The organism is Janthinobacterium sp. Mn2066 (assembly GCF_049319705.1).
In the GTDB taxonomy this organism is placed as follows: Bacteria; Pseudomonadota; Gammaproteobacteria; order Burkholderiales; family Burkholderiaceae_D; genus Janthinobacterium.
In genome coordinates this window covers 1-209 of sequence record NZ_JBMOUF010000068.1, presented here as the reverse complement: position 1 = coordinate 209, position 209 = coordinate 1, and the positions used below count along the sequence as shown (strand labels likewise).

At 54.5% G+C, this 209-nt stretch carries 1 tRNA gene; it reads left to right on the top strand.

From position 1 onward, the window contains the following. Positions 1-76, top strand: a tRNA-Gly gene (locus tag ACL9RI_RS27780). The last annotated feature ends 133 nt before the right edge of the window (positions 77-209 follow it).

The following is a 209-nucleotide window of genomic DNA, read 5'->3' as shown; positions in this document are numbered from 1 at the left end:
GCGGGAGTAGCTCAGTTGGTAGAGCGCAACCTTGCCAAGGTTGAGGTCGAGAGTTCGAGACTCTTCTCCCGCTCCAGCGTTTGCTGGAGGTAGCGTAAAGTAGTGGCGTAGTCGGTAGTACAAGCAGTAAAAACTCCATGCGGGAGTAGCTCAGTTGGTAGAGCGCAACCTTGCCAAGGTTGAGGTCGAGAGTTCGAGACTCTTCTCCC